The following is a 22,432-nucleotide window of genomic DNA, read 5'->3' on the forward strand; positions in this document are numbered from 1 at the left end:
GGCATATCTACAGCTGGATTTCCTATGTATCCTTTAACAGAAGCATCACTATGTGCGGTAACCACTACCCCTTTAGCTTCTCCTCCCCCATTAATCTGAAGGGTAACAGCATCCTTATCATTTTTGAGCATTGAGCCTAAAATGGTTCCTGCAGTAAGCATTCTTCCTAAAGCCGCCGCTGCAGTTGGAGTGCATCTGTGTATTTTAACCGCCTCATCTACAAGTTCTCTTGAAGATACTGCTATAATTCTTATCATTCCGTCTTTGGCTGTTGCCTTAATTAATCTATCCATCTTTAACCTCCTGAGTTAATCTTTTTTCAATACATAAACTATTCTTTCAGTTTCTTGGTGAACTGAAGAGCCTATATTATAATCATCCGTTTTGTTTATAATAGTAAAATTCAGCTCATTAAAAAGCTTTTCTAAATAATCCTCTTTATAAGCCTTTTCAATATGCTCTTCCTCAAATCTCTTATACACATTACCTTCTTTAATGAAAAAGGTCAAATACATATTTAAAACATCATCTTCAAATTGGTTTTCCCAGCAGTAAAACACTTCATCGGTATTATAGGTATATATATTATCTCCCAAAACTAAGCTTAATTTATAGAAAGAATTTATATCAAAAATGAAAATGCCTCCATCCTCCAAATGATCATATACTCTGGAAAAAAAACTGTATAACTGAGTTTCTTCATATATATAATTTACAGCATCTAATATGCAGGTAATCAAATTGAATTTTTTATAAAGCTGCAATTCAGTCATGTCCTGAGATATCAGATTTGCCTTAATGTTCTTGTCTCTAAGCTTAATTTCAGCTTCTGTGAGCATTTCCTCTGAATAGTCTATACCCCAAACTTCATTAAAACTGCTGCTTACCAGAGAGGTAACAGTGCCTGTACCGCAGGCTATATCTAAATACTTATCTTTTTTAATCCGGTGATTATTTACACAATTCATTATGAAGGAATATATCTTTTTATAGTCTATGTCCTCATATATCAAATTGTCATATATGTGTGCCAAATTTCCATAAGATTTTACCATCAAGCATACCTCCTTAAAGGAATGTATTACTTAATAATATTATATATAAAAAACATTATCGTCAATAAGGGTTTCTTTTATCCGCTTCCTTTAGAATTTCCTTGTTGCTTGGAATGTTTAGCATTTTTTTCCTCTTAGTCATAAAGCCTCCGATTCTTCCTGTTTCCTCTGCTGTTAATCCACTCCATCCCAGCTCATCTACTTTTTCCTTAAGCCCCAGCTCCTCAGCAATTTCATATTTCATCTTTTCCCTAAGCTTTTCACCTTGAGTTAATTCTCTGTTTGACTTTAGTTTAGACTTAATCACTTTTTTTAGTGGAGTCTTATTCATTGCTTTCACCGCCAAATATAATTTTTATAATACTTTATATTTTAACCTCATACTTACTATTTATTCCCTATAAATATATCTGTTAAATAATAAATTATAAATTAATATAATTGTTAAATACTTTTTATTATCTAAAGTATATAATATAATATATTAAAATAGCTTTAGGAGGGATGGTCGTTTGTTTAATTTAGCAATAGTTGGAGCTACTGGTATGGTAGGCAGGAAGTTCATAGATATATTAGCAGAAAGGAATTTCCCTATAAAAGAGATTTATCTCTTTGCTTCAAAAAAATCAGCAGGTAGCACTATCAATTTTAAGAATAAAGATATTATAGTAGAAGAATTAAAGGAAGATAATATTAAATCCAAACACATAGACATAGCTTTATTTTCAGCGGGAGGAGATATCAGCTTAAAGTTCGCTCCTCTTTTTGCCGATCATGGAGCAGTGGTTATTGACAATAGTTCTGCATGGAGAATGGATCCTACTGTACCTTTGGTAGTACCTGAAGTAAACCCGGAAGATATAAAATGGAATAAGGGAATAATAGCAAACCCAAACTGTTCTACCATACAGGCAGTGGTTGCATTAAAGCCTGTATATGATAAGTTCGGAATAAAAAGAATAATATACTCAACCTATCAGGCTGTATCAGGTGCAGGGGTTCAGGGTATCAAAGATCTTGAAAACGGATATAAAGGCGATATCCCCAAAAAATTCACAAAACAAATCTCCGGCAATTTACTTCCTCACATCGATGTTTTTTTAGAAAACGGATATACAAAAGAAGAAATGAAAATGATTGAGGAAACAAAAAAGATATTTCACGATGAAAATTTAAAAATCACCGCTACCACTGTGAGAGTTCCGGTTTATTACGGTCACAGTGAAAGCATAAACCTAGAATTAGAATCTTCTTTCGAAATTGAAGATTTAAAAGAAAGCTTTAAAGGTTTCCCAGGAATTACCCTTATGGATGATATTGATAATCTTCAATACCCTACTCCATTAGAATGTGAAGGAAAAGATGATGTATTCATAGGAAGAATAAGAAGAGATTTCAGTATAGAAAATGGTGTTAATTTATGGGTGGTAGCTGACAATATAAGAAAAGGCGCTGCTTTAAACGCTATCCAAATCGCTGAGTTATTAATAAAAAAATAATATAAAGGAGAGATTTAAATGCCTATTTTTACAGGTTCAGGCGTAGCAATTATTACTCCCTTTACTGAAAATGGAGTAGATTTTGATAAATTAAAAGAATTAATAGAATGGCACATTTCAGAAAAGACTGATGCAATCATAGTATGCGGTACCACAGGAGAGGCTTCTACTATGACAGAAGCAGAAAGAAAAGAAACCATCAAATTTACCGTAGATACCGTTAACAAAAGAATCCCTGTTATAGCTGGTACTGGAACAAATAACACCGCTGCATCCATTGCTATGAGCAAATGGGCTGAAAGTATAGGTGTAGACGGACTTCTTGTTATTACTCCCTATTACAACAAGACTACTCAGAAAGGTCTGGTAGAACATTTTAAAGCTATAAATGATGAGGTCAATACACCTATAATCATTTATAATGTTCCTGGAAGAACAGGCATGAATATAACTGTTTCTACCTTAAAGCAACTGTGCAGTCTCAGCAACGTTAAAGCAATTAAGGAAGCAAGCGGAAATATAAGTCAAATAGCTGAATTTAAGGCTGTTTGCGGAGATAAAATAGATATCTATTCAGGAAACGACGATCAAATTATTCCTATATTATCCCTGGGAGGAATAGGTGTAATTTCGGTGTTAGCTAATATAATGCCAAGGAAAGTGCACGAAATGTGCAGCCTTTATCTGCAGGGAAAAGTTAAGGACGCCTTAAAGATTCAGCTGGATACTTTAAGCCTCACTAATGCATTATTTATAGAAACAAATCCTATACCGGTAAAAACCGCATTAAACTTAATGGGATTATCTGTAGGCAATTTAAGGCTTCCCCTTTGCTCCATGAGCGAAAATAATTTGAACATCTTAAAGGAAGAATTAAACAAAAACAATTTAATTAAATAAAGAGGCGATAAATATGACTAATATTATTTTAAATGGCTGCAGCGGAAAGATGGGGCAGACTATATCCTCTGTTATAGAAAAATTTCAGGACTTAAAAATAGTTGCAGGTATTGATAAAAATACAGAATCCAAGTTTGGTTACCCAGTTTTTCAGGATGTTTCTGAAATAAATTTTGATTACGATGTTCTACTGGATTTTTCCAGACCAGATGCTTTAAATTCATTAATAGAGTTTTCAAAAAAGAAGTCTAAGCCTTTAATATTGTGTACTACAGGCTATAATGATGATCATCTTAAAATTATTGAAGAGTCAAGCACTGAAATACCTATATTCCGTTCAGCAAATATGAGCTTGGGAGTGAATATAGTTTCTCAAATACTTAAAGCCATAAGTCCGGTGCTTTATGAGGATTTTGATATTGAAATAATAGAAAAGCACCATAATCAAAAAGTAGATGCTCCAAGCGGAACCGCACTTCTTCTTGCAGATGCAATAAGAAGCTCTATTCCAAAAGAAACAAATTTAGTAAAAGGAAGAAGCGGTATCAGTAAAAGAAAGCCATTAGATATAGGCATACATGCTATCAGAGGTGGAAATATCGTAGGAGATCATGAAACCATCTTTGCCGGCAGCGGCGAAATTATAGAAATAACTCACAAAGCTATGTCCAGAGAAGTATTTGCCCTGGGTGCTTTAAAGAGCTGCAGATTTATGAAGGATAAAGCTCCCGGTCTTTATGATATGAATGATATGATAACTTTAAATATATAAGAATGTCAGGTGCCTGGCACCTGACATTCTTATTTTTTATGATACTTCTATTTCTTTGTTACGTATGCTTTATCGAAGAAAACAAAGCCTAGAGGTGATTTTCTTACGTCTTTAATGTTTTCTTTGATACACATAACATTTGTATAGTAGTAAACAGGAATTACAGGCATATCTTCCATTAAAATATCTTCTGCCTGATGTAAATATTCTGTTCTCTTAGCCAGATCCTGCTCTTTCTTTGCAAGCTCTATAAAATTATCATATTTTGGATTGCTGTATCCAGCATCATTATTACCGGAATTGCTAACCCACATATCCAAGAAAGAAACAGGGTCAACATAGTCTGCAATCCATCCATGTCTTGCTATTATATAGTTCTTTGTATTTCTTGTTTTTTGGAACACTTTCCACTCTTCATTTCTAAGTTCAATATCAATACTAAGATTATTCTTCCACATGTCTTGAACTGCCTGAGCTATATTCTGATGAGCTTCATTAGTGTTATAGGATAATACTATTTTAGGAAGCCCTTTTCCATCTGGATAACCTGCTTCTGCAAGAAGCTTTTTAGCTGCTTCTATGTCACCATTAGGATTAAAATACTGCTTAGATGTGAAATCCTTATTTGCATGATCAGGAATTCCTTTTGGAACAAAACTGAAAGCTGGCAATTGGCCGCCTTTTGTTACATTATCTACTATAAGCTGCCTGTTAAGAGACATAGCTAAAGCTTTTCTTACCTTTGGGTTTTTTAATGCTTTGGCTGCTTCTGGATCTACCTTTTCAGCATTAGGAGAAACATTTATACAATAGAAGTAAGTTCCTAAATAAGGATATATTTTAGCTACTCCGTCTTTTAATAATTGAGGTGTTTCCTGAGCTGGTGGCTGTTCAATGATGTCAATTTCATCTGCTCTGTAGGTAGCCAGTGCTGAGGTTGCTTCTTCAATCATCTTGAATTCTATGGTGTCAAGCTTAACATTCTTAGCTCCCCAATAATTATCGTTCTTTATAAAAGTAAGGGTATCTTTAGGCTTCCATTCTTTCATTTTGAATGGTCCATTTGAAATATAGCTTTCAGGCTTAGTTGCCCATGCTTCAGGATCTTTCTCAACTATATCCTTTCTAACTGGGAAGTAAGTTGGAAAAGCCATTAATGATAAGAAATACGCAGTTGCATATTCCAGTGTTACCTTTAGTGTATACTCATCTACAACCTTAATTCCTAAATCCTCTGCCTTAGCTTGTTTCTGGTTATATTTTTCTCCATTTTTAATATAGTATAGCTGAGACGCATATTCTGCAGCTGTATCAGGATTTAATGCTCTTTTCCATGCATATTCAAAATCCTGTGCTTTTACCTGCTGGCCGTCAGACCATTTTGCATCCTTTCTAAGCTTGAAGGTATATTCCAGACCATCTGGAGACACATCCCATTTTTCAGCTACTCCTGCTATAGGCTTATCATTCTCATCTAGTCTCATAAGACCTTCAAAAGCGTTTTGAAGTACAGTTGCCCCATCTACTGCAGAATTCAACGCAGGGTCTATGGTTTTAGGCTCTGCTCCAAGATTATGTCTGATAATCTGAGGAACTTTTTCTTCGTTAGAACCTGAAGAGCTTCCGGCACAACCTGCTAAGGTGGTTGTACCAATAGCTAAAGCCAGCAGTACCGTAGAAAGTTTACTAAGTCTTTTTAACATTAATTTTCCCCCTTTTTATATATTTAAATTTGGCTTAGCCAAAATTTACCATTAATAAAGATGACAGGCAACAAAATGATTTGGAGCTACCTCTTTGAGTTCCGGATCTCTTTCACTGCAAATTGGCTTTGCATATCTGCAACGGCCTTTAAATTTACATCCTGGAGGAGGATCTATAGGTGAAGGGATTTCTCCTTCCAGTACTATTCTCTTTTTAGCCATAGATTCATCAGGATCAGGTATTGGGATGGAAGATAAAAAGTGCTTTAGTATATGGATGAAGAGGATTACTATAAAGCTCATTGCTTCCTGTTATTTCTACCAAGTTTCCTAAATACATTACTCCTACTCTATTTGATATATGCTTAACCATAGAAAGGTCATGAGCTATGAATAAGTAGGTTAATCCTAAATCTCTCTGAAGGTCTTCCAGCATGTTAACCACCTGTGCCTGTATTGAAACATCTAATGCAGATATAGGCTCATCGCATATTATACATTCAGGCTCTACAGCCAAAGCTCTTGCTATACCTATCCTCTGACGTTGTCCTCCTGAAAACTCATGAGGATATCTATTTATATGATCGCTGTTCAATCCTACTTTTCTTAATAAATACTGGATTTTTTCTGTTCTTTCTTTTCCTGCTGCCAGTTTATGAATATCTATAGATTCACCGATAATATCTCCTACAGTCATTCTTGGATCCAGTGAAGCATAAGGATCTTGGAAAATCATCTGCACCTTTCTCCTAAAGGGAAGCATTTTATTATAATCATAACCGGTTATGTCTTCTCCGTTATAAATTATTTTTCCTGAGGTAGGCTCATAGAGTTTTATAATCGTTCTTCCAGTGGTAGTTTTTCCACATCCAGATTCTCCAACCAATCCCAGGGTTTCTCCTTTATTTATAGTAAAGGAAACACCATCAACTGCTTTTACATAGCTTTTTGTAGAAAACATACCTTTTCTAACATTGAAATATTTTTTTAAATCCTTTACCTCTAAAAGTATCTCTTTATTCATTAAAAACTACCTCCTCTACTTTAGTGTCTAAACTCAAAGCCAAGCTATGGTTTAACCAGCAGGCAGCTTTATGCTCATCATTTATATCAAACATTGGCGGCAAGTTACTCTTACAGATTTTCATAGCATATTCACATCTATCTGTAAAGGGACACCCAGCAGGAGGCTTTAACAGATCTGGCGGTTGTCCATCAATAGGCTTTAACCTTTCCTTTGAAATATTCTTAGGATTAGGAACGCTTTTCAACAGTCCCCAGGTATAAGGATGTTTAGGGTTATAAAATATATCTCTTGTGCTTCCGGATTCAACCACCATTCCGCCGTACATTACATTAATTCTTGCACACATATCCGCAACTACACCTAAATCATGAGTTATAAGGATTATTGATGTATTAAGTTTATCCTTTAGATCTTTCATAAGCTCAAGTATCTGAGCCTGTATAGTTACATCCAGAGCTGTAGTTGGTTCATCAGCTATGATGAGTTTAGGATTACAAACAATAGCCATAGCAATCATAGCTCTTTGTCTCATACCACCTGAGAATTCATGAGGATATTGCTTCATCCTTTTTTCAGCTCCTGGAATTCCTACAAGCTGGAGCATTTTAACCGCAGTATTAAAAGCATCTTTTTTACTCATGTTTTTATGTTTAATAAGAGGTTCTATTAATTGAGCCCCTATAGTATATACCGGGTTTAAAGAAGTCATGGGATCCTGAAATATCATACCGATATCATTTCCCCTTATCTTCTGCATCTCTTTTTCTCCAAGTTTGGTTAGGTCTTTGCCTTCAAAAAGAACCTGACCTTCTAATATCTTTCCATTCTCTTCAAGCAACCTCATGAGAGACATCATGGTTATACTTTTTCCTGAGCCTGATTCTCCAACTATTCCTAATGCTTCACCTTTGCCCAAATGTAAGGAAACTCCTCTAACAGCCTTTACTTCTCCTACATGAGTAAAAAAAGAGGTCCTTAGGTTGTTTATAGTCAATAAATTATCCATAATATAATTCCTCCTTCTATCTTCTCATCCTAGGATCTAGTGAGTCTCTCAGTCCGTCCCCTAATAGGTTAAAGGCTAGTATGGTAAAGCATATAGCCAGAGATGGGAAGAGAAGCTGATAAGGAAAAACATATAATCCCTGCATTGCATCGCTTGCAAGAGTTCCCCAGGATGCTCTTGGAGCTGAAAGACCTAATCCTATAAAGCTTAAGAAGGATTCAGTGAATATAGCCTGAGGAATCAGTAATGTTAGAGTAACTATAATAGGACCTATACAGTTAGGTATTAAATGCCTTAATAATATTCTCCAATTTGAAGCTCCTAAAACCTTTGCAGCCAGTACGAATTCCTGTTGCTTTAATTGAAGAACTTCTCCTCTAACTATTCTCGCCATGGATAACCAGTAAGAAATAGCCAAAGCTATGATAATACTGAACAATCCCGCACCGATTATGGACATAATTATAATTACATAAATCATCATAGGAATTGAGTATAATATATCCACAACCCTCATCATTAAGTTATCAGTAGTACCTCCAACATAACCGGAAATTCCCCCATATAGAATTCCTATGATAAAATTCAATAAAGAGGCTACAAAAGCTATTATAAGAGAATATCTGGCACCAAACATAACTCTTACAAACATATCTCTTCCCAGGTGATCTGTTCCAAACCAATGTTCTGCACTTGGCAACTGATTGGAGATATCTAAATTGTTTGTACGGTAATCGAACTTAGACATCGCAGGAACAGCTATAGCCATTATGGTTATTATTATGATAAAAATCAACGAAACGATAGCTAATTTGTTCTTTTTTAACCGTCTCCAAGCATCCTGCCAATAGCTAATGCTTGGCCTTACAATTTCATTTTGCACTTTTTCATCTGCAGGTAAAATTTCAAACATTTCTCTGTTAATATCCACGTAATCACCTTCCTATCCTTCAGTAGTTTCCAGCTTAATTCTAGGAGCTATAACCACATAAAGTATATCAACGACGAAATTACAGAGTATTAAAAATGTACTATAGAAGATAGTTACCCCTAAAAGCGTCGTATAGTCTCTGTGGTTAACAGATTTAACAAATTCCCTGCCTAAGCCCGGTATTGCAAATATTTTCTCAACAACGAAACTTCCAGTTAAAACACCTGCAATCAAAGGTCCTAAATAGGTTACTACTGGTATTAGTGAGTTTCTTAAGGCATGTTTGAATATTACTGCACGTCTGCTGAGACCTTTTGCCTTAGCAGTCCTTATGTAATCCTGCCTCAATACATCTAATAGCCTGGAACGTGTAAGTCTTGTTATGAAAGCCAAGGAATATCCTGCAAGAGCAATGGAAGGCATTATATAAAATCTCCAATCCTTAAACCCAGTGGGCGGCAGAAGCCTCCACTTAACTGCAAGAAAATATATTAATAAAGAAGCTATTACAAAGCTGGGCACTGTAACACCTATGGTTGCCACCAGCATACATACAGAGTCAGGCCACTTTCCCTGCTTTAATGCAGAAAGAATTCCCAAGAGCACTCCGCAGGCTAAAGAAATTAAAACAGCCACTAATCCTAGCTTTGCAGAAGCAGGAAAGGAATAACCTATAACCCACTGTACTGTTCTTCCTTCATAACTCATTGAAGGTCCGAATTCACCTTTAGTAATGTCCACTAAGTACTTTTTATATTGTTCCAGTATTGGCTTATCTAATCCGAACTTCGCTTCCAGATTAGCTTTTATGGCTGGTGGTAAGTTCTTTTCTCCGTCAAAAGGACCACCAGGCATAAATCTCATTAAAAAGAAAGTCAGAGTAATTACAACCCAAATAGTAACTACACTTGCAAAAAGTCTTTTAATCACATACTTAATCATAATATCCCCCTATTTTTTATTTTGCCCCCTATTTATAAATTTTTTGTAAATAAAAGTTATAAATTTATATATAATTTTATTACAATTCCATTTTTGCTACAATACAAATACCAAATTATTGAAAATTTAATATTTTTTACTTTATTAATATGTAAAATATGTAATTTATTCTATTAAAAGTATATGATAAATATCATATTAATATTTGTTAAATTGTTAATATTTTAGAAATATATTTTTCTAAAATAAAAAAGCTCTCTGATATGCTCAGAAAGCTCTTAAAAGTAATTATTTTAAAGAATTAATCCAATTTTCAATCCTATTTAACCCTTCAGCTATTTCCTCAATGGAGTAACTGTAAGATATTCTTATATGTCCCTCTCCTGCTGTTCCAAAAGCTGAACCGGGCACACATGCTACCTTCCCTTCATATAGCAGCCTTTCACAGAATTCTTCACTGTTCATATTAAACTTCTTAATTGACGGAAAAATATAAAATGCCCCCTGAGGCATTGAAGCTTCAAGACCTAAGGATTGTAACCTATTGTAAATATAATCTCTTCTTTTTGTAAATTCCTCCTTCATATTTTCAACTTCTCTTAAGGAATTTTTAAGCCCTTCTAAAACTCCATACTGTCCTATTGAGTTTGCACAGGAGACATTGTATTGATGTACTTTAATTATTTCCTTTAATAAAGGCAATGATGCACACACATATCCAACTCTTAGTCCAGTCATGGAAAACATCTTAGAAAATCCACTGACATATATGATTTTTTCTCTTATATCTTTATATGAAGCTATGCTGTTATAACTTGAATAGCTTAAGGATGCATATATTTCATCAGTAATTACAATGATGTTATTTTCCTTTATCAGCTTATAAAGCTTCTTTACATCTTCTTCACTAAGTACTGCTCCCGTAGGATTTGAAGGGAAGGATAAAACTAAATAATTATTTACTTCATCCTTAATACTTTTTTTAATATTATCAATATTCAGGGTAAAATCACTATTTAATTCATACCCCGAAATATACGCCCCTAAAATAACTCCTATACTCTCGTAGGCGGGATATCCAGGATTAGGTATTAACAAATTATCTCCGGGGTTTATAAGTGCGGTAAGGGTTGAATAAAGAGCTTCGCTCCCCCCTGCAGTAATGCATATTTCCTCAGGTGAATACCCTATATTCATTTTTAATAAATAGCTGCTTATTTCTTTTCTTAATTCATATATTCCAGCATTAGGAGTATAAGAGGTTTTGTTTAGGTTAATGGCATCAATCATAGCCTTTTTAATATCTTCCGGAACCGTAAAGTCAGGCTGCCCTAAAGTTAAAGAAATCGCCTCGGGAACCTTTACCACCTTGTTAAAAAACCTTCTAATACCTGAAATTTCAATATTTCTTACATTATTGTTCATAAAACCACCATCCTATCTTAACTCTATTATAATAATCATACCCCTTTTAATAAATGTATTTATTTATTATAATAGTTAATAATGCTAATTATCAAGAATAAATTATACGATTAGGAAGGATGAATTAAATGAGTTATAATTTCACAGATCCTTATGAGATTGCAAGATTTATAAAAGAGTCGAAGAAATCCACTCCTGTAAAGGTATATGTTAACGGAGATCTTTCAAACAGCGATATGGGATCCTTAGAATGGTTTGGAAATGAAAGTTTCTACATACTTTTTGGCGAAAGCGATGAAATAAGAAATTTTATATTAGCCAATAAGGAAAAAATTAATCATTTTAGAATAGAAAATGATAGAAGAAATTCTGCTATTCCTCTTATAGACTTAACAGACATAGATGCCCGTATTGAACCCGGTGCAATAATTGGGGACAGAGTCACCATAGGGAAGAATGCCGTTATTATGATGGGAGCAGTTATTAATATAGGTGCAGAAATAGGCGAAGGCACCATGATAGATATGAACTCTGTAGCAGGTGCAAGAGCAAACATTGGAAAAAGAGTCCATTTAGGTGCTGGAGCGGTGGTTGCAGGTGTACTTGAACCACCTAGTAAGAATCCATGCATCATAGAAGATGACGTGCTCATAGGAGCAAACGCAGTTATCCTTGAAGGCGTTAGAATTGGAAAAGGCTCTGTAGTTGCTGCAGGTTCTGTGGTTGTTGAGGATATACCGGAAGGTGTAGTAGTAGCAGGAACCCCCGCTAAAATAATAAAGAATGTTGATGATAAAACAAAGGACAAAACAAAATTATTAGATGACTTAAGAAAGTAAAAAGGTGCTCATTGAGCACCTTTTTATATTAAACTACGCTTATTTCTTCATCCACAGTGGAATTTTCCTTATTTACTCTCTCCATTTTAGAAATAGAAACCTCATAGGCAACCTTTCTTATTACTTCAGTATCTGAAACCTTCTTTTGATACTCTCTGCTTTGAAGCCTTCCCCAGACTCTGATATTATCCCCTACGCTTAGAGTCTGACAAAATCTTGAATTTCTGCCCCAGGCAATAGTAGGTATATAGTCTGATTTGTTATAAGCTCTGTTTACTGCCAGTAAAACATCAGAAATTTCTCTTCCAAATGGAGTGGTTCTATAAACAGGTTCTTTGCAAATATAGCCATCTAAAAATATTTCATTAGGATTTTTGCTTTTTTCTATACAGGGTTCAATATTTCGTGCAAACACTGTAAGTATTAACTTATTAGCACCGTCTACAAACTTATTATAAGATCTAAGCTGCCCTTCTACTATAATATCAATACCCACAGACAAATCCATATCAGTTATAATTCTTTCAGATACCGTAATGTTTAAAATGTCTTTAGTGTCACTTAATCTCATAACCTCAAGATCAAAATTATAAAAGCCCTCCCCATACATCTCATGACTAAAAGATAATTTGGAAACCACAGTCCCCTCTAGATAGATCTTATTGTTTAACATCAAATTGTCCATCTTAACCCCTCTCTCCCTTGGTTTTTTAATCTTTAAAATAAAATATGTTAAATAGTATTAAAATATGACCAAACAATTTAAATAACAGTTTTTATAATATATTTCCATTATAATACATTTAATCAATAGATTTCAAGCTAATTAATTTTTGTGCTGAATGCCTTCATTATCTATATAATAATTTTCTTTATATATAAGTTGTGAAATTGTAACAAAATTATATTCCTTACCCTTTAAGTTATCAATGATTTTTATAAGGTTATTAGGAGTATATTTTGCATCATTATGAAATAATACTATGGAACCGGGCTTTACTTTTTTCATTACTCTATCATACTCCACCTGTTCCCCCTGCTCCTTCCAATCCACGCTGTCTATGTTCCACTGTATACAGTAATGCTTTGTCTGTTCAACGGTTTCAATGACGTTATTGTTATATGCACCGCTTGGACATCGAAATAAATCTGTCTGTATACCTAAATACTTATTTATAATATCGTCAGTTAACCTTATTTCTTTTATCATTCTGTCTTTTGATATTTTTGTCATATCCGGATGCATGTTACTGTGATTGCCAATTTCATGACCTTCTTCATGAATACGTTTTAATTTTCTTACATTATCTTTATTATACTCAATCCAGCCTCCCATTACAAAAAAAGTTGCCTTTATTTCTTTATTTTTCAAAATATCCAATATTTCATCCAAATGATCCTTATCTGCCCAGTTCACGTCAAAAGTTAATGCTATATCCTTTTTTTCTGAATTTACAGCGTATATAGGCAGCCTTTTATTAATAACGAAAGTCTTTACATTTTTATTAGATAACAGCACAGAAAATATACATACTCCTAGTATCAAAAATAAAGAAACCACTATTTTGTTATAAATATTTTTATTCACATTATACCTTCCTAATAAATGCTTTATTTATAATGATATATATTCTTATTTATTATTCAATAATACAAAAAAGCAACTTAAACTGAATTTTTATGATATAATTATAAATATACCTGGTTTAATGGAGGGTAATACTCATGTACGAAAATACTATTGAACTTGCAGAAAACAAATTAATACTTTTATATATTATAAAAAAAATTAAATACCCTATTTCAAACACTCAGCTTACAGAAATTGTTTTGGAGAACAATTTAATGAATTATTTTATACTTCAACAGTACTTAACAGAATTAATATCTTCAGGCTTTATGGTATCTGTAGAAAATGATTCAAAAATAAATATCAGTATTTCCGATATTGGAGAAAGGGTTTTAGATTTATTTATTCAAAGAATATCCCCTTTCAAAATTCAAATAATCGATGAGTATATTCAAAACAAACTTGAAAAAATAAAAAAGGAACAAACCATTACTGCTGATTATACTATAAGCGAAAACAATACTTTTATAGTAGATTTAAAGGCACTAGAAGATACCTTTATAATTATGGATTTAAAAATGTCCGTAGCTTCAAAAAAGCAGGCACAGGAGCTCTGCAGAAAGTGGAAAAACAACTCATCAGAAATATATAATAAGATCATAAAGTCACTTATAGAATAATAACAGATTTATATCATACTCCTTGGTTTTACCAGAGGTATGATTTTTTATTTTATGGATATTAAATCCTATTTTCTATGTTTCTTATTTAATTAACATTTTAATATCTTTATAGTATAATAAATCTTGTGCGTTTTTAGGAGGGATTAATATGATTTATAAAACTAAGGGAGTTTGTTCGACGCAAATTGAAATCAATGTTAACGGTGACACAATTGAAAATGTGAAATTTGTAGCTGGATGCCCAGGCAATCTTCTTGGAATTTCCAGCATAGTAAAAGGAATGAAGGTAGACGAGGTTATAAATAAATTCAAAGGTATACGATGCGGAAGTAAGCAGACCTCCTGCCCAGATCAATTATCAAAAGCATTAGAAGCTTATAAAAGCTTAAAAAAATAAGTCAACCTCTCGGTTGACTTATTTTTAATTTAAGCTCTTAATTCTGTTTATAACAGCTTCAAGCATAGCTTCATACTTTATGCCTATTTCCTTCTCTTCTGCTACAACCTGTGCCGGAGCTTTGGATACGAACTTATCATTGGAAAGTTTCTTATTTACCCTATCAATTTCAGCAATGAGCTTTTCTTTTTCCTTGTTTAATCTCTCCATCTCTTTTTCTTTATCTACAAGATCTAAAAGAGGCATGAAGAATTCTCCTCCCTTTGATACCGCTGAAACTAAATTTCCTGGAAGCTCCTCTTTTGAGTCTAAGAATACAACTTCATTAGCATAAGCCAGCTTTTCTATATAAGCTTTTCCTTTTACGAAAGCTTCCGTTGCCTCATCTGAGGAATAAACCATAAGCTTTGCTTTTTTAGAAGGAGGTACATTTATCTCTGCTCTGACATTTCTTATAGCTTTAATTCCTTCAATAACAAAATTCATTTCTTCTTCACTTTTTTCATCATTATATTCTGATTTATACTCCGGCCATTTAGAAATAGTTATAGATTCATATTCCTCTGCTAAATGAGTATATATCTCTTCTGTTATAAATGGCATAACCGGATGCAGAAGCTGCAGTGATTCAGTTAAAACTTTATATAAAACATTGTAGGCTATGCCTTTACTTTCCTCGTCATTTCCGTAGAGGACAGGCTTTACTAATTCTATATACCAATCACAGAATTCTGTCCATATAAAATCATATATCTTTGAAGAGCAATTCCTATTTCAAATCTGTCTAAATTATCTGTAACCTCTCTTATTAAAGAATTCAGCTTAGAAAGTATCCACTTATCAGCAAGGCTGTAGTTTTTATTATCCTTATACTTTTTCATTATATCTTTATCCAGGTTCATCATAACAAACCTTGAAGCATTCCAGGTTTTATTAGCAAAATTTCTAGCTGCTTCCACCCTTTCAGGGTAAAATCTGATATCATTTCCCGGTGCATTTCCTGTAACCAGCATAAATCTTAATGCATCTGCGCCATAGCTATCAATTACCTCTAGTGGATCTACTCCATTTCCTAAGGATTTGGACATTTTTTTCCCTTCTGAATCCCTTACTATTCCATGTATAAGCACATTTTCAAAAGGTACTTCTCCCATATTATGAAGTCCTGAAAAAATCATTCTTGCTACCCAGAAAAATATTATGTCGTAGCCTGTAACCAGAGTACTGGTAGGATAAAAATATTCAAGGTCCTCAGTTTTGTTAGGCCAGCCTAGGGTAGAAAATGGCCATAATGCTGAACTGAACCAGGTATCTAGCACATCATTATCCTGTCTTAAATCTGTATTTTGGCATTTAGGGCATTTATTTGGTACTTCTTCAGCTACTATTATTTCTCCACAATGGTCGCAATACCAAACCGGTATCCTGTGTCCCCACCAAAGCTGCCTTGATATACACCAGTCCTGAATGTTTTCCATCCAGTTGAAATAGATTTTCTCAAATCTCTCTGGAACAAATTTAGTCTTTTTTTCCTTTACCGCTTCTATAGCAGGTTTTGCTAAAGATTCCATCTTTACATACCACTGCTTTGATATTATAGGCTCTACTACAGTGCTGCACCTGTCATGGGTTCCAACATTATGAGTATGAGGCTTGATTTTAACTAAAAGTCCTTGAGCTTCCAAGTCTTTTACTATCTCTTTTCTTGCCTCATATCTATCCAATCCTTCATATTTTCCGCCTAAGCTGTTAATTACTCCTCTGTCATCCATTACTCTAATTTCGGGTAAGTTATGCCTCTTTCCTACTAAATAATCATTAGGATCATGGGCAGGGGTAATCTTAACCGCTCCGGTTCCAAATTCCATATCAACGTACTCATCAGCAATTATAGGAATTTCCCTATTCATTAAAGGCAGCAGGAGCTTCTTACCTATCAGATGTGAATATTTAGGATCCTTTGGATTTACTGCTACCGCAGTGTCGCCAAGCATTGTTTCAGGTCTGGTGGTTGCAATTTCTAAAAATTCATCACAGTCCACTAATGGATATTTTATGTGCCAAAAGCTTCCTTCTTTTTCTTCATATTCAATTTCCGCATCAGATAATGCTGTCTGGCATTTTGGGCACCAGTTAGTTATTCTGTTACCCTGATAAATAAGCCCTTCATTATACAGCTTTACAAAAACATGCCTTACAGCTTTATCAAGATTATCATCCATAGTAAAACTTTCTCTGGAAAAGTCTGCAGATACCCCCATTTTCTTCAACTGTGTTCTTATCCTGTCTCTGTAGGTATCAGTCCATTCCCAAAGCTTTTCTAAAAAGGCTTCCCTGCCTATTTCCTTCTTTTTTAATCCCTGCTTTAAAAGTTCTGCTTCTACTTTAACTTCTGTAGCAATGCTGGCATGATCCTCTCCGGGAAGCCAAAGTGCTGCATAACCCTGCATCCTTTTAAATCTTATGAGTATATCCTGAAGAGTATTATCCAGTGCATGACCTAAATGAAGCTGCCCGGTGATGTTTGGCGGGGGCATCACTATTGTATATGGTTTCTTACTCTTATCCGCTGCAGGAGTAAAATACCTTTTTTCTTCCCAATTTTTATAGATTCTTTCTTCAAATTCCTTTGGATTATAGGTAGTAGAAAGGTTTTTATTTTCTTCCATATAATTTCCTCCTAATTGATTTTTTGTATAAAAAAAAGCCTTAGTCCATAAAAGGACGAAGACTCGCGGTACCACCTTTTTTCCCACTAACATGGGCTCTCATAACATAACGGTATAGCTACCGTCTTTACCTACTGAATTTCAGTAAAGAAGCTCAAAAGCTACCTTCAAGATTTCCAATAAAAAAGGTTTTTCAGCCTAGAACCTTTATCTCTGATTATCTTGCAATCTTTACTCCTCTTTATCAAAGCTTTTCAATTTAAATTATACAATATATTATATTACTTTTATTATAATTGTCAATAACAAAAAGAGTGTAAAAGTGAAAATAACTGGTATACCAATTATTTTTTTTGTCAAAAATTAAGATGAATATCCCCTTAAAAAAATAAATATTAATAACTAACTAAGTTTAAGGAGAGTATTATGGATTATTTTAATGCTGCTAATCAATGTTATAATACAAAAGAATATAAAAAGGCTATTAATCTATACAAAAAAGCTATTGAAAATAAGGAAAATGAAGCTTGTTCTTATTACAACTCCTCTGTTTGCTTTATTAAATTAAAAGACTATGAATCAGCAATTAATCTTTTAAAGTCTGCAATTTTATTAAAAAAGATTCAAAATACTTTTTTAATTTAGCTTACTGTTATGCAATGCTTAAAAACAATAAAAAAGCTTTACTGTATTTCAATACGGCGTGGTCCATAGATAACGATGATAAAGAATGTGAAAAAGCAATTAATCTTTTAGTAGAAAACATTAAAAAGCACCCTTAAAGGGTGCTTTTCCTCTACCACTCACCTATTATCTTAGGATTTTTATGATCCATGTCAAACCTCTTGCTGTTGAAATAGTTACCACCTTTATAAAAGGTAGAGTCAAGCTTAATCCATTTTTCTTCTTCCTTAAGATACACTTCATTCCATGCATGGCTTACCCAAGAAATACCATTAAACCCCTCTCCTGTTATCATTCTAACCTTTAACCCTGCAGCTCTGCTCATGGCCACATAAAGGCAGGCGTAATCGAAGCATATTCCCTTTCTGGTATTAAAGGTAGTTACAGCTCCGGATTTCAAAGAAAAATCATTATTTAGTATTCTTTGAGCTTTTGCATCATCATAGTTGATATTGCTGCCTATCCATTTGTATATTTCTCTGGCTTTAGCTCTATCACTTTCCAGATTAGAAGTTATAGACTCAGCAAATCTGTTAATTTCATCACTGGACTTTATACCCTCTTCCAAAGTTATACCGTTATAATAAACAATCTGATGATTTTTACTAAAAGGTATATTTTTATACTTTTTTATATCCTCCCAGGTACTTATACCATCGTCATTCTGAATCTTTACCTTAAAGGAATTATCTATTATTTCAGGAAGAGCTTTAGCCATTTTAGAATCTGTAACCGGTATGACTATTTCCCTGCACAAAGCTGTATAAATCCCTGACTCTTGAAGCATATCATTAATCTTGGGGCTAAGATTTAAAATAGAAATGAAGTTTAATATAAAAACTAAATATATAACATTACAAACTGCTTTTGGAACTTCAACAGTTCCTCCTATTATCCTCTTTGCTGTAACACTTCTGGTTTTTACCATTCTGTCAAGTATACAAAAAATTGGGTTGATAATTATAGAATTCAGCATTATAAAAACAATATAAAATACTTGATAAAAAATCAGAGAAAGAAGAGGCAGAAAAATAATATACCATAACCATGGGTTACTATCCATCACAGCTGTTATGTTTTCAGGAATGTAGTTAAACACAGCACTTTCTCTATTTAAAAAATACAGTTTAAATAATAAAAAACCTAAAATTAATCCAATTAAAGCAGCAGCACTCTTTTCAAAGCTTAATAGTTCATTTTTAGTATAATCGGAATTATATTTTTGTATAAAACCTTTTAAAATAGGATAAATAAAAATGAAGATTAAAATTAAAGATACAGGATTTTTATTACTCATAAAAATTCTCCTTAATCCACATCATAAATATTCATTATCTTTTTCACTATATCTTTGACCATCTCGTACTCATAGCCTTTAGAAAGCATAAAGGACGTCAGTTTATTTGCAAGCTTCCATTTATCACTTTCCCTTTTTTTTAGCTGGGAATATTTTTTATAAGCTATCTCCTCAGCATACTTTTCTAAATCCTTCTTTTGAATTTTATCTAATTCCTTCTTTATTATTCCTTCCTCTACACCTTTATTGCTTAAGCTGTAGAGCATTTTTCGCTTCCCTTGTTTTTTTAGATTATCTTTAATAAAAGCTTTTACATATTTTTCATCATTCATGAAATCATACTCTTTTAAAAGCGCCTTTATTTTTTCAACAGTTTCTTTGTCAAATCCTTTTAATATAAGCTTATCTTCTATCTCTTTTTCAGTTTTGTATGACTTTTCAATTATTTTAAAAGCAGCTGATTTAGCTTTTAAAAAATTATCCTCCTTTACTATATCCTCCAGATATTTTATATCTACTTCCCTGCCTTCTGATAAATTGTGTTTAAATACAATTTCTGTGTGGCAGGAAAATTTATATTCTCCGTCAATATATACGTTAACTCTATTTTTGTTTCTCTTTTGAACTTCAATTTTAGTAATCTTATTGTCCATTATAACACCTCATTACACAGGCTTTAGTATATGAATAGTGGGGTTGTTTAAAACTATATTTGCCACCTCATAAATATCATTAGCATCCAGCTGCTCTAAAGCATCCATATCCTGAAGAAACTCATATATATCTTCATCCTCAAGATGCTGATGCAATACATAGTTACTTAGGTCCGTAGTATCTTCAATGGTAGATATCACCGCTGTCTTGTGAACCTTTTTCATAAGCTCCACAGTATTTCTGTTAAATAAAATTTCCCTGCTTTTAATGCGCTGAATACAAGAATTAATAGTATTTACTGTTTCCTTGATGTTTTCTTCAGATACCGCTGTATAAATGTAAAGAGTCTTAACATTTTTACTCATATCTAAGAAGGTATACACATCATAAGCCAGTCCTCTATTTTCTCTAAGCTCTCTAAATAAAATTGAATTTGAGCTTTCTCCCAGCTTTAAATTTAATATCTTTAAAGGGAGTTCCATTTCTTTAGGCAGATCATGAAAGGTATAAAGATAAGTCACGGTACTTTGCTCAATATCCTTTTTAGATGAAGTTTTACTAACAGCTTTATTATTTTCTATAAATATTTCACTTTTCTCCATAGTATTCTTCTTCCATTTAGAAAAGTACTTTTCTGCAAAAGTTATTACTCTATCATCATCTAAGGAGGATACAATAGTAAGTACGCAGTTGTTTGGTACATAGTATCTCCTGTAATATTTCAAGATCTGCTCTCTGGTAATTCCAATTAAGCTCTTTTCTGTGCCTGCTACATCGTATCTGAGAGGTCCCTTATGAAAAGCTGTTTCATGAACCTTTTTAAAGCTGTAATCTTCAATGTCATCTTTATTAGCCCTAATTTCTGCTAAGATAACATTTTTTTCTTTTTCCAGTTCCTCACCATTAAAAACAGAATTTATAAGCATATCGCTCATGAGATCCAGGGATTTTTCCAATTCCTCCTCTAATGCTGTAATCCCATATACCGTACAGTTATAATCGGTATATGCATTATAGTCCCCTCCTAAAAACTCAAGTTCTTCATTTAGTTCCTCATTGTTTCTGGATGTTGTACCCTTAAAAAGCATATGTTCAATTAGATGGCTTATTCCTTTTTCTCCTAGAACTTCATTTATTGCACCTGCTTTTATACCGGCATGTAAAGATACTATTTTAGTGTCTTTTTTTACTGTAATAACTGTTAATCCATTGCTAAGCTTATGGATATATGAATTAAACATTAACTTGTTCATTAATTATCTCCTTTAGAATGTGAAAGTAATCAAATTTATTATATAATAGTATAATAAATAATTAAAATATATTTAATAGTTTTGGGAAGGATTTGTTAATATGAATGAAACTATTATGATTGTTGAAGATGAAATTAGAATGAGAATTATCATAAGAGACTATTTAAAAAAAGAAGGCTTTAAGGTAGTAGAAGCAACTAACGGGAAGGAAGCTGTGGAGTTTTTTATGCAGAATCCCGTAGATCTGATTATACTTGATATTATGATGCCTCTTTTAGATGGCTTTCAGGTATGCCGAAAGGTAAGAGAAATTTCTTCTGTTCCAATAATTATACTCACTGCCCGAAGCGAAGAAGATGATAAGCTTACAGGCTATGATATTGGAGCGGATGATTACATGACTAAACCCTTCAGCCCAAAAATATTAGTAGCAAAGGTTAAAGCTCTTTTAAAACGCTATTCTAAGGAATCTTCTTCTCAGGATATATTAGAAATAGACGGCTTAAAGATTAATAAATTAGCTAAAACCGTGAGCATTTATGGCAAGGAAGTCAATCTTACCCCCAAAGAATATGAGCTTCTTGTTTATTTATCAGATAACAAAACTGTAGTTCTTGATAGGGATTCAATCTTAAACAAAGTCTGGGGATTTGATTATTATGGAGATGCCAGAGTAGTTGATACCACAATTAAAAGGCTTAGAGAAAAACTAAAGGATAAAGCCTGCTTTATTGCCACTGTAAGAGGAAGAGGATATAAGTTCGAGGTTAAAGATGAAGAGCAGAATAACTAAAAAGCTATTTATAATCACCTCCATATCACTGCTAATTTTAATATCTGGAACTATGATATTCCAATCCCTGTATTTTGAACAGTTTTATACTTACAGAAAAATTAAAAAACTCACTAATAACATCAATAAATTCAGAGCTTCATACTCCTTTGATATTTCCAATGACTTAATGCTTTATAGAGCATTGGAAAATTTCGAAGATGCAAATAATTCAAAAATAGCTATTTATGATTACTCAGGAAAGATTAAATACATAGCAGACAGCAATAAAGAAAACAGCAGGGATGTTTTGCTTTTAAACGCTTTATTCAACAGGATTTTTACGGACAAAAA

20 protein-coding genes, 4 pseudogenes and 1 other annotated feature are annotated in these 22,432 nt (G+C 33.3%); of the genes and pseudogenes, 9 read left to right on the plus strand and 15 right to left on the minus strand.

What is annotated here, in order from left to right; genetic code table 11:
* From TA89_RS06785 to TA89_RS06795, 3 genes are all read right to left on the minus strand, one after another.
* Positions 1 to 293 (minus strand): Hsp33 family molecular chaperone HslO (locus tag TA89_RS06785; RefSeq protein WP_040212001.1); only part of this gene is annotated, 293 nt, incomplete at its 3' end.
* Positions 294 to 308: 15 nt separating this feature from the next.
* Positions 309 to 1,055: a class I SAM-dependent DNA methyltransferase gene (locus TA89_RS06790; RefSeq protein WP_040212005.1), complete on the minus strand. Its 747-nt coding sequence runs from the start codon at positions 1,053 to 1,055 to the stop codon at positions 309 to 311.
* Positions 1,056 to 1,116: 61 nt separating this feature from the next.
* Complete coding sequence (locus TA89_RS06795; RefSeq protein WP_040212008.1) at positions 1,117 to 1,386, minus strand: alpha/beta-type small acid-soluble spore protein; 270 nt, start codon at positions 1,384 to 1,386, stop codon at positions 1,117 to 1,119.
* A gap of 181 nt (positions 1,387 to 1,567) precedes the next feature.
* Between TA89_RS06795 and TA89_RS06800 the strand changes: the two genes are divergently transcribed.
* Genes TA89_RS06800 through dapB form a run of 3 tightly spaced genes read left to right on the plus strand, consistent with a single transcriptional unit; the run spans position 1,568 to position 4,226 of the window.
* Positions 1,568 to 2,554, plus strand: coding sequence for an aspartate-semialdehyde dehydrogenase (locus TA89_RS06800; RefSeq protein WP_040212011.1), 987 nt, complete (start codon positions 1,568 to 1,570; stop codon positions 2,552 to 2,554).
* 18 nt (positions 2,555 to 2,572) lie between these two features.
* A complete protein-coding gene (gene dapA / locus TA89_RS06805; protein WP_040212013.1) occupies positions 2,573 to 3,454 on the plus strand; it encodes a 4-hydroxy-tetrahydrodipicolinate synthase in 882 nt (293 codons plus the stop codon).
* 13 nt (positions 3,455 to 3,467) lie between these two features.
* Entirely contained in the window at positions 3,468 to 4,226 is a 759-nt protein-coding gene (gene dapB, locus TA89_RS06810) for a 4-hydroxy-tetrahydrodipicolinate reductase (protein ID WP_040212015.1), read from the plus strand.
* Between the two features lie 47 nt (positions 4,227 to 4,273).
* Here dapB and TA89_RS06815 read toward each other — a convergent pair whose 3' ends face one another.
* The 6 genes and pseudogenes from TA89_RS06815 to TA89_RS06840 all read right to left on the minus strand — a co-directional run bounded on the left by TA89_RS06815 (position 4,274) and on the right by TA89_RS06840 (position 11,260).
* Complete coding sequence (locus tag TA89_RS06815; RefSeq protein WP_040212017.1) at positions 4,274 to 5,929, minus strand: peptide ABC transporter substrate-binding protein; 1,656 nt, start codon at positions 5,927 to 5,929, stop codon at positions 4,274 to 4,276.
* Between the two features lie 51 nt (positions 5,930 to 5,980).
* Positions 5,981 to 6,953, minus strand: a pseudogene (locus tag TA89_RS06820) (ABC transporter ATP-binding protein).
* On the minus strand, positions 6,946 to 7,962 hold the full coding sequence (locus TA89_RS06825; RefSeq protein WP_040212019.1) for an ABC transporter ATP-binding protein: 1,017 nt from the start codon (positions 7,960 to 7,962) through the stop codon (positions 6,946 to 6,948). The pseudogene TA89_RS06820 and the gene TA89_RS06825 overlap by 8 nt, the downstream one beginning before the upstream one ends.
* A 16-nt stretch (positions 7,963 to 7,978) precedes the next feature.
* The gene (locus TA89_RS06830) at positions 7,979 to 8,875 is read right to left on the minus strand and encodes an ABC transporter permease (RefSeq protein ID WP_040212047.1); all 897 of its coding nucleotides are present in this window, start codon (positions 8,873 to 8,875) and stop codon (positions 7,979 to 7,981) included.
* Between the two features lie 30 nt (positions 8,876 to 8,905).
* A complete protein-coding gene (locus TA89_RS06835) occupies positions 8,906 to 9,835 on the minus strand; it encodes an ABC transporter permease (protein WP_040212022.1) in 930 nt (309 codons plus the stop codon).
* A gap of 288 nt (positions 9,836 to 10,123) precedes the next feature.
* Complete coding sequence (locus TA89_RS06840; protein WP_040212023.1) at positions 10,124 to 11,260, minus strand: pyridoxal phosphate-dependent aminotransferase; 1,137 nt, start codon at positions 11,258 to 11,260, stop codon at positions 10,124 to 10,126.
* Positions 11,261 to 11,388: 128 nt separating this feature from the next.
* Between TA89_RS06840 and dapD the strand changes: the two genes are divergently transcribed.
* Positions 11,389 to 12,099 (plus strand): 2,3,4,5-tetrahydropyridine-2,6-dicarboxylate N-acetyltransferase, encoded by a 711-nt coding sequence (gene dapD, locus TA89_RS06845; protein ID WP_040212024.1) that lies wholly within the window; start codon positions 11,389 to 11,391, stop codon positions 12,097 to 12,099.
* A gap of 28 nt (positions 12,100 to 12,127) precedes the next feature.
* On the opposite strand, the gene TA89_RS06850 is transcribed toward dapD, so the two are convergent.
* On the minus strand, positions 12,128 to 12,784 hold the full coding sequence (locus TA89_RS06850) for a single-stranded DNA-binding protein (RefSeq protein WP_040212025.1): 657 nt from the start codon (positions 12,782 to 12,784) through the stop codon (positions 12,128 to 12,130).
* A gap of 141 nt (positions 12,785 to 12,925) precedes the next feature.
* On the minus strand, positions 12,926 to 13,687 hold the full coding sequence (locus TA89_RS06855) for a polysaccharide deacetylase family protein (RefSeq protein WP_242850093.1): 762 nt from the start codon (positions 13,685 to 13,687) through the stop codon (positions 12,926 to 12,928).
* Positions 13,688 to 13,824: 137 nt separating this feature from the next.
* Here TA89_RS06855 and TA89_RS06860 point away from each other — a divergent pair, with 137 nt between their 5' ends.
* A complete protein-coding gene (locus TA89_RS06860) occupies positions 13,825 to 14,349 on the plus strand; it encodes a DUF4364 family protein (RefSeq protein WP_040212028.1) in 525 nt (174 codons plus the stop codon).
* A 151-nt stretch (positions 14,350 to 14,500) separates the two neighbouring features.
* Entirely contained in the window at positions 14,501 to 14,749 is a 249-nt protein-coding gene (locus tag TA89_RS06865) for a TIGR03905 family TSCPD domain-containing protein (protein WP_040212031.1), read from the plus strand.
* A gap of 24 nt (positions 14,750 to 14,773) precedes the next feature.
* On the opposite strand, the pseudogene TA89_RS06870 reads toward TA89_RS06865, so the two are convergent.
* A pseudogene (locus TA89_RS06870) lies at positions 14,774 to 17,418 on the minus strand (valine--tRNA ligase).
* Positions 17,419 to 17,466: 48 nt separating this feature from the next.
* Positions 17,467 to 17,675 (minus strand) — a binding site (T-box leader).
* A 169-nt stretch (positions 17,676 to 17,844) separates the two neighbouring features.
* Here TA89_RS06870 and TA89_RS18550 point away from each other — a divergent pair.
* Positions 17,845 to 18,200, plus strand: a pseudogene (locus TA89_RS18550) (tetratricopeptide repeat protein).
* A 14-nt stretch (positions 18,201 to 18,214) separates the two neighbouring features.
* On the opposite strand, the gene TA89_RS06880 reads toward TA89_RS18550, so the two are convergent.
* Genes TA89_RS06880 through TA89_RS06890 form a run of 3 tightly spaced genes read right to left on the minus strand, consistent with a single transcriptional unit; the run spans position 18,215 to position 21,306 of the window.
* Positions 18,215 to 19,399, minus strand: a complete 1,185-nt coding sequence (locus tag TA89_RS06880; protein ID WP_040212035.1) for a transglutaminase-like domain-containing protein — start codon at positions 19,397 to 19,399, stop codon at positions 18,215 to 18,217.
* A gap of 11 nt (positions 19,400 to 19,410) precedes the next feature.
* On the minus strand, positions 19,411 to 20,052 hold the full coding sequence (recX, locus tag TA89_RS06885) for a recombination regulator RecX (RefSeq protein ID WP_040212038.1): 642 nt from the start codon (positions 20,050 to 20,052) through the stop codon (positions 19,411 to 19,413).
* A gap of 12 nt (positions 20,053 to 20,064) precedes the next feature.
* Entirely contained in the window at positions 20,065 to 21,306 is a 1,242-nt protein-coding gene (locus TA89_RS06890; RefSeq protein WP_040212040.1) for a M16 family metallopeptidase, read from the minus strand.
* A gap of 100 nt (positions 21,307 to 21,406) precedes the next feature.
* On the opposite strand from TA89_RS06890, the gene TA89_RS06895 reads away from it, so the two are divergent.
* Both TA89_RS06895 and TA89_RS06900 read left to right on the plus strand, forming a co-directional pair.
* Entirely contained in the window at positions 21,407 to 22,099 is a 693-nt protein-coding gene (locus TA89_RS06895) for a response regulator transcription factor (protein ID WP_040212043.1), read from the plus strand.
* A pseudogene (locus tag TA89_RS06900) lies at positions 22,080 to 22,432 on the plus strand (HAMP domain-containing sensor histidine kinase); the annotation flags it as partial. The gene TA89_RS06895 and the pseudogene TA89_RS06900, both read left to right, overlap by 20 nt.

The organism is Clostridium polynesiense (genome assembly GCF_000820705.1).
Classification (GTDB): Bacteria; Bacillota; Clostridia; order Clostridiales; family Clostridiaceae; genus Clostridium_AA; species Clostridium_AA polynesiense.

Excerpts from the sequence above, each read along its gene's own strand:
- TA89_RS06865 (WP_040212031.1), top strand. The coding sequence starts at position 14,501 with ATGATTTATAAAACTAAGGGAGTTTGTTCGACGCAAATTGAAATCAAT.
- TA89_RS06835 (WP_040212022.1), bottom strand. The coding sequence starts at position 9,835 with ATGATTAAGTATGTGATTAAAAGACTTTTTGCAAGTGTAGTTACTATT.
- dapD (WP_040212024.1), top strand. The coding sequence starts at position 11,389 with ATGAGTTATAATTTCACAGATCCTTATGAGATTGCAAGATTTATAAAA.
- TA89_RS06830 (WP_040212047.1), bottom strand. The coding sequence starts at position 8,875 with ATGTTTGAAATTTTACCTGCAGATGAAAAAGTGCAAAATGAAATTGTA.
- TA89_RS06795 (WP_040212008.1), bottom strand. The coding sequence starts at position 1,386 with ATGAATAAGACTCCACTAAAAAAAGTGATTAAGTCTAAACTAAAGTCA.
- TA89_RS06880 (WP_040212035.1), bottom strand. The coding sequence starts at position 19,399 with ATGAGTAATAAAAATCCTGTATCTTTAATTTTAATCTTCATTTTTATT.
- TA89_RS06895 (WP_040212043.1), top strand. The coding sequence starts at position 21,407 with ATGAATGAAACTATTATGATTGTTGAAGATGAAATTAGAATGAGAATT.
- TA89_RS06815 (WP_040212017.1), bottom strand. The coding sequence starts at position 5,929 with ATGTTAAAAAGACTTAGTAAACTTTCTACGGTACTGCTGGCTTTAGCT.
- TA89_RS06840 (WP_040212023.1), bottom strand. The coding sequence starts at position 11,260 with ATGAACAATAATGTAAGAAATATTGAAATTTCAGGTATTAGAAGGTTT.
- TA89_RS06790 (WP_040212005.1), bottom strand. The coding sequence starts at position 1,055 with ATGGTAAAATCTTATGGAAATTTGGCACACATATATGACAATTTGATA.
- dapB (WP_040212015.1), top strand. The coding sequence starts at position 3,468 with ATGACTAATATTATTTTAAATGGCTGCAGCGGAAAGATGGGGCAGACT.
- TA89_RS06825 (WP_040212019.1), bottom strand. The coding sequence starts at position 7,962 with ATGGATAATTTATTGACTATAAACAACCTAAGGACCTCTTTTTTTACT.
- TA89_RS06890 (WP_040212040.1), bottom strand. The coding sequence starts at position 21,306 with ATGAACAAGTTAATGTTTAATTCATATATCCATAAGCTTAGCAATGGA.
- dapA (WP_040212013.1), top strand. The coding sequence starts at position 2,573 with ATGCCTATTTTTACAGGTTCAGGCGTAGCAATTATTACTCCCTTTACT.
- recX (WP_040212038.1), bottom strand. The coding sequence starts at position 20,052 with ATGGACAATAAGATTACTAAAATTGAAGTTCAAAAGAGAAACAAAAAT.
- TA89_RS06860 (WP_040212028.1), top strand. The coding sequence starts at position 13,825 with ATGTACGAAAATACTATTGAACTTGCAGAAAACAAATTAATACTTTTA.
- TA89_RS06850 (WP_040212025.1), bottom strand. The coding sequence starts at position 12,784 with ATGGACAATTTGATGTTAAACAATAAGATCTATCTAGAGGGGACTGTG.